At 69.0% G+C, this 9,869-nt stretch carries 7 protein-coding genes and 1 pseudogene; 1 reads left to right on the forward strand and 7 read right to left on the reverse strand.

The genetic code is table 11. From position 1 onward, the window contains the following. Window positions 1-305: 305 nt before the first annotated feature. Genes BLW04_RS23350 through BLW04_RS23380 form a run of 7 tightly spaced genes read right to left on the reverse strand, consistent with a single transcriptional unit; the run spans window position 306 to window position 8,665 of the window. Window positions 306-1,676: an aspartate aminotransferase family protein gene (locus BLW04_RS23350; protein WP_371327819.1), complete on the reverse strand. Its 1,371-nt coding sequence runs from the start codon at window positions 1,674-1,676 to the stop codon at window positions 306-308. Continuing rightward, complete coding sequence (locus tag BLW04_RS29865; protein ID WP_371327818.1) at window positions 1,564-2,451, reverse strand: hypothetical protein; 888 nt, start codon at window positions 2,449-2,451, stop codon at window positions 1,564-1,566. Before BLW04_RS29865 ends, BLW04_RS23350 begins: the two co-directional genes overlap by 113 nt. Before the next feature lie 22 nt (window positions 2,452-2,473). After that, window positions 2,474-4,099: an amidohydrolase gene (locus BLW04_RS23360; RefSeq protein WP_091547867.1), complete on the reverse strand. Its 1,626-nt coding sequence runs from the start codon at window positions 4,097-4,099 to the stop codon at window positions 2,474-2,476. After that, complete coding sequence (locus BLW04_RS23365) at window positions 4,096-5,763, reverse strand: urease subunit alpha (protein WP_091547868.1); 1,668 nt, start codon at window positions 5,761-5,763, stop codon at window positions 4,096-4,098. Before BLW04_RS23365 ends, BLW04_RS23360 begins: the two co-directional genes overlap by 4 nt. A gap of 3 nt (window positions 5,764-5,766) precedes the next feature. Beyond that, window positions 5,767-6,369, reverse strand: coding sequence for an urease subunit gamma (locus tag BLW04_RS23370; protein ID WP_091547869.1), 603 nt, complete (start codon window positions 6,367-6,369; stop codon window positions 5,767-5,769). After that, window positions 6,360-8,015, reverse strand: coding sequence for an amidohydrolase (locus BLW04_RS23375; protein ID WP_091547870.1), 1,656 nt, complete (start codon window positions 8,013-8,015; stop codon window positions 6,360-6,362). The genes BLW04_RS23370 and BLW04_RS23375 overlap by 10 nt, the downstream gene beginning before the upstream one ends. Beyond that, the gene (locus BLW04_RS23380) at window positions 8,012-8,665 is read right to left on the reverse strand and encodes a pyridoxamine 5'-phosphate oxidase family protein (protein ID WP_175484247.1); all 654 of its coding nucleotides are present in this window, start codon (window positions 8,663-8,665) and stop codon (window positions 8,012-8,014) included. The genes BLW04_RS23375 and BLW04_RS23380 overlap by 4 nt, the downstream gene beginning before the upstream one ends. A gap of 1,015 nt (window positions 8,666-9,680) precedes the next feature. On the opposite strand from BLW04_RS23380, the pseudogene BLW04_RS23385 reads away from it, so the two are divergent. After that, window positions 9,681-9,869: pseudogene (locus BLW04_RS23385) on the forward strand (ISL3 family transposase); the annotation flags it as partial.

Here is a 9,869-nt window from a genome sequence, read left to right on the forward strand (position 1 = left end):
TGCCAGTGCCAGTGCCAGTGCCAGTGCCAGTGCCAGTGCCAGTGCCAGTGCCAGTGCCAGTGCCAGTGCCAGTGCCAGTGCCAGTGCCAGTGCCACCGAGATGGTCCCGGACAGCTCGGGGACGCCCGAGAGCACGGTGCGGGTCGGCTTCACGGCCGCGTGGACTCGATGGTCCGAAATGTGCGGGCCCCTGCTGGCAGCCGTGCGACCAGGCCGAGTCGATGACTCGCGCCCCCCTCAGGAACCGACCAACCCCGCTCCGCTCCTGGAGCCGCAGGACGTGGGGCGTCATCGGGCAACCTCCGTCAGATCAGCTCTTGAGCCTCGACAAGCGTGGCCCGCAAGATCTGCTCCATCTCGTCGAATTCCGCCTGCCCGCAGATCAGCGGCGGCGCCACCTGCACGACCACGTCACCACGGTCGTCGGGCCGGCAGTACAGGCCGTTCTCGAACAGGGCCCCCGGTAAGAAGCCGCGGACCAGCCGCTCGCGCTCCTGCGCGTCGAACGTCTGCCGGGTGGTCTTGTCCTTGACCAACTCGACGGCCCAGAAATAGCCGTCACCCCGGACGTCACCCACGATCGGCAGGTCCAGCAGCTTGCGTAGGGTGTGGCCCAACGCCGCTTCGTTGTCCAACACGCGCTGGTTGAGCCCCTCGTTCTCCATGATGTCCAGGTTGGCCAGCGACAGCGCCGCGGCCACGGGGTGGCCGCCGAACGTGTAACCGTGCGGGAACGCGACCCCTGGGCGCAGAAAGGGCTCGATGACCTTCTCCGAGGCGATCATCGCGCCGATGGCCCCGTAGCCAGAGCTCATGCCCTTGGCGCAGGTGATCAAGTCGGGCGTGTAGCCGAACTTTTCGCAGGCGAACATCGCGCCGTGCCGCCCGAACGCACAGATCACCTCGTCAGATACCAGCAGCACGTCGTACTGGTCACAGATCTCCCTGACCCGCTCGAAATAGCCGGGGGGCGGGGTGAGGCAGCCACCGGAGTTCTGCACCGGCTCGAGAAACACCGCGGCGACGGTGTCCGCGCCCTCGAAGAGGATCGCCTCCTCGATCCGGTCGGCGGCCCAGCGGCCGAACGCCTTGGGATCGTCGGCGAACTCTGGGTGACGATAGAGGTTGGTGTTGGGCACGCGGAACCCGCCGGGAGCGAGGGGCTCGAAGTCCTTCTTCATCGCCGGGAGGCCGGTGATCGCGAGCGCGCCATGCGGAGTGCCGTGGTAGGCCACCGCCCGGCTGATCACCTTGTGCTTGAGCGGCTTGCCCATCAGCTTGAAGTACTGCTTGGCGGCCTTCCATGCCGACTCCACAGCCTCCCCGCCACCGGTCGTGAAGAAGACCCGGTTCAGGTCGCCGGGCGCCAGGTCGGCGACCCGCTCGGCGAGCTCGGCCTGCACCGGCGTGCTGTAGCCCCACACAGGGAAGTACGCCAGCTCGGAGATCTGCTTGGCGGCCACCTCGGCCAGCTCCCCGCGCCCGTGTCCGACCTGGACGACGAACAACCCGGACAGTCCGTCGAGGATCTTCCGGCCCCGGTTGTCCCAGATGTAGGGGCCCTCACCACGGGTGATGACCGGGACGGGCGTCTGCGGGTGACGGCCCTGGCGGGCGAAGTGCATCCAGAGGTGGTCTGCGGCGCGAGTCGCCGTGGCGTCGGGGACGCCGGCCAGTGAGGTGTCGATGGGGGTGGTCATGAGGGGCTCCTGGGGGGTGGTGGTGGAGGGTGCGGGTCACGCCAGAGCGGGTCGCCAGCGGCTCAGTCGCGATGCCGTGCGCAGCACCGACGGGCGCACTGGCCAGCTGACCGTTGCATGTGGACAGGCCCTCGGCGAGACCAGCGTCGTCCCGCAGCGCCCTCCGCCGACCGTTGTCGGCCAGCGCCCGCGCATAGGGCGCGGTCGCGTTGGTCAGCTCGATGGTGGGTGTCGGGCACCGGGCCGGGCATGTTCGCGACGCAGTAGAAGACCGAGGAGTGCACCCGGGCCGTGGGCTCCCCGTGGCTGGAGGGTCGGGAGTCCTCGAAGCAACCCCCTGGTCGATGGCGATGTCGACGAGCACGCTGCCCTGCTTCATCGGTGCCACGAGAGCGCGCGTCACCAGCTTCGGCGCTCGGGCGCCAACCACAAGAACGGCCCCGATCACGACGTCCGCGGCGAGCACCTCTCGCTCGACCGTGGTGGCTGTCGAGGCCAGGGCCCCGACCTGGTTGTCGAAAAGCCGGTCGATCTGGCGCATCTTGTCGAGGTCACGGTCCAGGATGGTGACGTTCGCCCGCAGGCCCAGAGGGACCTCCAACGCTGCCGCGCCGGACACGCCAGCGCCGATGATGACAACCTTGGCCGGTGGCGTTCCCGGCACGCCACCCAGCATGCCGCGGCTGATCACACCCGTGCCCAGCACCTCGGCGCCGACCTGCGAGGCGAGGCGGCCGGCCACCTCGCTCATGGGAGGTCTCCGCAAAGATGTGTCATGGCTGCGAAAAGACGCAGTCCCCGCCCAACCAGGTCGAACGCACCGGGATGTCCGCGATCTGCTCCGCCGGAGAATGGAACGGATCCGCCCCGAGTTCGACGAAGTCGGCCAGCATGCCCGGCTGCAGGGTGCCTTTGATGTCCTCCTCACCCGAGGCAAATGCGGCTCCGCGTGTGTAGAGATCAAAAGCCCGCTCGACGCTGATCCGTTGCCCCAAGCCGATGCCGGTCCCGTCGGCGGCCCGTCGTTCGACGCATGAGGTGATGGCGGCCAGCGGCTCGTAGGGACCGCAAGGGTAGTCGCTGGACCCTGCGACGTGGACACCGGCATCCAGCAGGGTGCGGTGGGCGAACATGCGCTCGAGCCGTTCGTGTCCGAAGTACCCGACGAGTTTGTCGCCGTGGAATCGGGCGTACGAGCCGAAGGGGACGGCGACGAGATCCAGCTGGCGTATTCGCTGCACGATGTCCTGGTCGACCAATGAGCAGTGCTCGATGCGGTGTCGACGCCGGGGGGCTCCGGCGGCACGTGCCTTTTCATGCGCCGTGAGAAGCATGCGGATCGCCCGGTCCCCGTTCGCGTGCACGGCCAGGACGACGCCGTCGCCGGCGACCCGGGCCACCAGAGCCTCGAGGTCCGGCGTGCTCATCGTCTGCATGCCGTGGTCATCGGTTCCCTCGAAGGGCTCGTCGACCAGACAGTTACCCCCCGCACAGGCACCGTCGACGAACGCCTTGACGCCGAGCAGCCGGAGCCGATCGTCCCCGAATCCGCTCTGCAGGCCGAGGTCGGCGATGCGGTCGTAATGGGGAAACGCGACCAGCATGCTGATCCGCAGAGTGAGTGCATCCCGTCGCCGCGCTTCGGCGAGGAGCCGCACGTCCTCGGGTCCGCAGAGGGCGTCGGTCATCGATGTCAGACCTGCGGCGTGGAACATCCGCTGCGCCCGTGCGAGCCCGCGCAACCTGGCGTCGAGGTCCGACGCCGGAACGGTCGTCTGCCCCCGCGCCAGCGAGGGATAGGAGATGTCGAAGAGGGCCTGCTCGTAGACCACGCCATTGAGTTCCCCGGCACCGTCTCGTCCGAGCGCCCCCCCGGGGGGGTCCATGCTGTCCCGGGTGAGGCCGGCAGCAGCCAGGCCGGCCGAGTTCAGCACCCCCCAGTGTGAGGCCACGTGGGTGAGCAGCGCCGGGTGGTCAGGTACGGCCATGTCCAGGAACTCCCGGTCCACGACGCGGCCGTCGGTGGTCTTGCTGTGGTCGTACCGGGACCCGAGGACCCACTCCCCCGGTCCCAGCTGAGCGGCCGCCTCGCGCAGCAACTCGACGAGGCGGGCCTCACCGGTGGCGACCTCGGGTGAGCAGTTCACGTGCAAGAGATTCTCGGCGGTCATCGTCGGGTGGGCGTGAGCGTCGTTCAGGCCGGGGACGACGACGCCGTCGAGCTCGATCCGGCGGTCGACGGGGAACCGGTCGACGAGGTCGGAGGCCTTTCCTGCGGCCACGACCCGGTCCCCGAACAGCACCAGCGCCTCCACCGGCGGACCGTCCAGGGTGTGGATCCGTGCCGCTCGCAGGAGGGTCCACGTGGCGCGGCCGACGCGCGTCTCCGGCGCGCTCATGCGAGGTACGCGCCTTGGCCGTAGGGCACGTGCGCCAGGGGCGCCACCTGCACCGGATGGCCGTCGACCTCGACCGGTGAGCCGTCGCGGGGCACGTGCACGCGGGGTACGGCGTCGTTGTGCCACATGTCGGCCCGGGTGAGACCGCGGGTGCCGCGCACGGGCAGGTACGTCGGCCCCGGGACGAGCTGGCCGCCCCGCATGGAGTTCTCGGTGACGAAGGTCGCCGCCAGCCGGCGCGGTGCCGCGCCCATCGCGCCGAAGTACGGCCCCATGACCCGCGGTTCGCATGATCGGGTCGAGCCGTTGCCCTGTCCGGCCGCTCCCCAGGCCACGAAACCGGACTTCAGAACGAGCTCGGGTTTGGTGCCGAACCAGGCGGGATCCCACAGCACGATGTCGGCCAGCCGGCCGGGCTGCAGACTGCCCACATGTTGGGCGATGCCGTGTGCGATCGCCGGGTTCACGGTGATCTTGGCCAGGAACTGCAGCACCGTCCGGGTATCGGCGTCAGCGCCGCCACCGGCTCCGAGCGCGGGGTGGGAAGCCAGTTGCCAGGTTCGTCGGACCATCTCCCCGATGCGTCCCATACCGAGTGCGTCGCTGTTGATGATCGAGATGGCACCGCGGTGGTGCAGGTGGTTCTCCGCCTGGATGCCGGCCTCGTGCAGGCGGCTGTGCGTCGTGTCGATGTCGGACGCGAACAGGGGGGTCTGCCGGTGCACGTTCATGGTCATGGGAAAGAGCTCTTCGAGCGTGTGCTTGCCGTAGGGAATCGTCGGTGTCGTCGAGGACCCCAGCACGTGAGGCTCCTGCAGGATCTCCAGGAGGTCGGGGTACCCGCCGCCGCCTTCGACGTGGTAGGCGTGGATGGTCCTGCCGGCCGTCGCCTCGATGGTGTCGGCCAGCAGGCCGAACTCGTTGAGGCTGTCGGAGTGCAGGGCGACGGCGACGTCCGCCGACTCCGCCACCGTCAGGCAGGCGTCGATGCAGGCGGGTGAGGCCCCGTAGTCCTCGTGCACCTTGAAGCCACCGGCGCCGGCGTCCAGAGCTGCCTGCATGGCGCCGCGGTCGGTGGTGCTGCCCCGCGCGAGCAGCATGATGTTGATCGGTACCTCGGCGAAAGCCTCGGTGAGAGTGTGGATGTTGTACCGCGGGTTGACCCCTACATCCCACACACCGCCGATTCCCATGCCCACCATCGTGGTGATGCCGGCGCTGAGGGCGACGTCGACCAGTGCCGGAGACGCGAGATGCACGTGGGAGTCGACGGCTCCCGGCGTCGCGACGAGGCCCTCGCCGGGGACCAGAGCGGTGTGGGGGCCGACCACGAGGTCCACGCCGTCGACGACGTCCGGGGAGCCGGCCCGGCCCATGCCGACGACCCTGCCTTCCTTGATGCCGATGCACGTCTTGCGCACGCCCAGAACGGGATCGATCAGCACGACGTTGGAGACGAGCAGGTCCAGCTCGCTGTCACCCGCACTGCCACGGACATAGAAGCCGTCGCGCCAGGTCTTTCCGCAGCCGCCCAGGATTTCGTCGCCGTAAGCCACGTCGTCCTGCTCGATCCGCACCACCAGGCCGGAGTCTCCAAGACCGAGGACGTCACCGGTCGTGGGCCCGTAGATGCTGCTGTACGTGTGGGCATCGATGGTTGCCACGGACTACGCCCTTTTCCTCGTCGCTGCCATGGCCACGAGCGTGACCGTCCTGGTCTCTCCCGGCTGGAAGGAGATGCTGGACCCGGCCGGGATGTCGGGGCGCCATCCAGACGTCGTCGTGCGGTCGTGGTCCAGCAGAGGATTCACCGAAGCGAAGTCGACGTGACTGGTTACCCGCACGGTGCGGTCTGCCCGGTTCGTGACAGTGACCTCCCGCTTCGGGCGGCCCGCGTTGAGCTCGATCATCTCGGGCCGGTCCGCGGTCACCGTCGACTCGCCTGACCCCGCGAGCTTTTCCCCCGGCTGCCCCACCGGGTCGATCACGTCGACCAGCAGAGTCCCGGACGGGAAAAGCGCGTCGATCTGCAGGTGATGCAGCTTGGCAGGCACTCCCGGCAGCACCTGGTCCGCACGCAGAACCGATCCCGCCCGCCGGACGACCTCGCTCAGCGGGAGGCCGTCCCACGCCCACTCCTGCACCTCGTCGGTGATGAGCGCACCGGCCTCCGTCGCCCCCAGCCGTGCGCCGCGAGCCAGGCGACGTCGCGCAAGGTCCGCAGCTGTCGCCACCAGCAGCCGGGCCTGCTCGTGTGGAGTCAGATGCATGGCGCCGCCTGTTCTGCGAGGTGCTGGGGGTCGTGGGCCGCGGCTCCGCCCACAAAGGTGGCCACCACTTCGATGTCCCGGATCCGCTCGGGCGCAATGGTCGTGAGGTCGTCGGACAGCACGGTGAGATCGGCCAGTCGCCCCGATCCCAGCATTCCCATGTCCTCTTCCAGGAAGGTGGCGTGCGCCGACCCATACGTGTAGGCACGCAGCGCCTGCAGCGGCGTGAGCGATTCGTCGGCTCCCAGCACCAGACCGGACGCCGTCCGTCGGTTGACCATGTCGTGGATGCCCAGCAGCGGCGCGCCGTCCACCACCGGTCGATCGCTGCTGCCGGGTAGCTCGATACCCGCGTCCACCCACGAGCGGCTCCGGTAGCACCAGCCGATGCGGTCAGGACCGAGCGCCTCGATCATTCCGTCGCCGATCTCGGTGATGAAGCGACCCTGCGGATCGGGGATCAGCCCGAGACGGATCAGTCGCGTGACCGCATCGGGGCCAGCGACCCCCGCGTGCTCGACCCGGTGACGGTGGTCCGCCCGGGGGGTTTCGGCCAGTATCCGCTCGTAGCAGTCCAGCACGGCATCGAGTGCACGGTCACCGATGGCGTGCGTGGCCGTCTGCCATCCCGAGCGGTGTGCAGCACGCAGGACCGCGTGCAGGTCGACCGGCTCCATCGCCAGCATCCCGTGATTGCACGGGTCCTCGTGGTAGCCGTCGTTGAGGGCCGCGGACCGGCCGATAAGGGATCCGTCACTGAACACTTTCATCGGTCCGATGCGCAGCCATGGGTCCCCGAACCCGTTGCGCAGCCCCAGGCCGAAACCGAAGACGTCGTCGCTGTTGGCCCCCCGGATGGGTTCAGCGCCCGCATTGACCGGCATGAGTGTCGTTCGCACCCGGAGGTCGCCCTGCTCCCGGGCCACCTGGAACGCGTACGCCTCCAGCGGTGAGGAGCCGGCGAGGCCTGCCCCGACGCCCGCCTCCTGCACCGCGGTGAGCCCCTCGGCGAGGTACCGGGCGTGCGCTGAGCTGATCGCGTCCACCATCGCCGGCAGCGAGGCCGGCCAGGTGAGGGGTCGCAGCAGCTCCATGGCCGACTCCAGCAGCAGCCCGGTGGGCCGGCCGTCCGGTCCACGCTGGACGGTGCCGCCCATCGGGTCCGGGGCGTCCTGCAGGTCCAGCGCATCGATCACGGCACTGTTGACGAAGCACATGTGCCGCGACTTGTGGGTGAGCTGGACGTAGTGGTCCGGTGCCGCCCGGTCGAGCACGGCCAGGTCGGGGTGCGCGCCGAGGACGTTCTGGTCGTAGGCCTCTCCGACGATCCAGCTGCCTGCCGGTTGCCGATCTGCTGCGTTCCTGACCCGGCGGTAGAGCTCATCGAGGGTGCGTACCTGCGAGCTCTTCAGGTCGACGTGCCGCAGGGCCAGCCCGTACTGGACGGTGTGATTGTGTGCGTCGTGGAAGCCGGGGACGACCGTCGTCCCACCCAGTTCCACAGTGCGGTACCCCTTCGGTGCCTCCGCCGGATCGGTGCCGGCGGCGACGATCCGCTCCCCGTGAACGGCCAGCCACCGGGCCCGCGGCTGCCGTGGGTCGAGCGTGATGAAGTCAGCGCCGGTCAGTAACAGGTCCACCTTCACGATCGGTTGCCTCCATCGGGGCGGACGTACGGATCCAGGTAGGGCGGTACCGGGCCCTGCCCGTCCATGGCCGGCTCGGCGGCCCCGAAGACGATGCGCGCGGGGACGACGCCCGACCAGTGCGGGAGCCCGACGTCCTCGGCCTCCTCGACCGGGCCGCCGTGTCGTGCCTTGACCGAGAACTCGTCCAGCGTCATGGCGAGGAACGCCGTCTTCTTGAGTTCACGGTCGGTGGGTGCCCTCACGTCGCCGCTGCGGCCAGGGATCAGGGAGTCGACGACCGCGTGGTAGGCCACGGTGATCTCGTCCGGATCGGTGACCGGTCGCCCAGCTCCCATGACGACGCACGACCGGTAGTTGAGCGAAGAGTTGACCATGCTCTTGGCGACGACGACCCCGTCGGCCAACGTCACGGTGAAACACAGCGGAGCCCCGGAGCCAGCGATGCGACAGGCCCTGCTAGCCGCGGAGCCGTGCAGGTAGAGCGTCTCGTCGACCATCCCGTGCACCATCGGGATGCAGTAGGGATGGTCGTCCTGGATGAAGGCAAGGTGACCGAACAAGCCCTCGCAGAGAACCGCCAGCGCATCAGCGAGCTCGTACGAGCCGCGGGTGGGCTTGCGACGGATCTGCATCCGGCCGGTGGTCATGCTCCCGCTACCTCCAAGGTGCCGCGCTGACAATCTCCGCGGCCGGGGCCGACCCCCGGAACACCGCGCCCTCGGAAAACACACGACCCACCCCCCGGCGTCGGCCGCCTCTGCCGCCAGCGCGGCAATATCCGTGAGGTCAACGTCGGCGTAGCGGCCGTCAGCGAACTGGCTGATCGCGATCCGCATCGGCTCGACCTCCGGCGGACGTAAGGAGCTGACGTCCAGCGACGTTATTGTTCGCCCAGTGGTCGGTCAAGGTACGTTTCTTACTCAGACAGGAGCTGTTCGGGCAACGTGTTCGATAAGCCGGTCGAGCACGCGGAAGAACGGACCGCCAAGGGCATCGCACAGGCGCTGGCGCGCATGGCGAGCGTTGGGCAGCCGCCGCCGGCAGACCAGGCTGTCCACCGTGCGCGCGCTCGCCCGCCGTCTGGGCATTCGCCCGGCGACCGTGGGCGAGGCTTGCAACTGCTTGTCCCCGTGGGGTGGCCCGGACCGACGGATGCCGTGGATCCTTCGTGGGCGACGGTCCACCGGTGCAACCCACCGCCGCTTCCGCCACGCGACGGTCTCCGGCCCTGCGCTCGACCTGTCGACCGGCTGCCCGGATCCGCAGCTACTGCCGTACGCCCAGCCGGCGACCGAGCTCATGCTGCGGAACAGCAGCCGCCCTCGCGTTACCTCCTCGGCCAGTGGAGTCAGCTGACCTGCATCCGCAGGTGATCGGCCGAGGTCACCGCATGCTCCTGTTCGAAAGGCTCCTGCAGCACATTGTCTGGCGAAGATGGTGTCGCGTTCGAGACGATCAGCGAGTTCGTGGACGTTTGAGAGGCCGCGAACCCGATCGACCAGTGGAGGCCCGAAAGCCTTGCTACTCCGAGCCCGTATTACGGCTCTTCGAACTTGAGGGGGAAGAAGGACATGATCTTGTGAGGATCGCGGCCTCGGGCTGAGAAGCCCGTGGCCCCTCGATGCTGACGGTGGATACGAGCCGGCAGCAGAGGGGCCACGAGTGAGTTCAGACGGTACGACGATCCTGTTCGGCCTGCCCGGAGTTCGAGTGCGCGAGGTGCTGCGCGCCGCGGACGGGACCCGAGTCGTGCACGTGATCACCGAGGAGGAGACCACGGCGGCGTGCCCGGTGTGCGGGGTGGTCTCGACCAGCGTGCGGCAGCGCCGGACGACATCGCCACGGGATCTG

Source organism: Modestobacter sp. DSM 44400, from assembly GCF_900107175.1.
Taxonomy (GTDB): Bacteria; Actinomycetota; Actinomycetes; order Mycobacteriales; family Geodermatophilaceae; genus Modestobacter.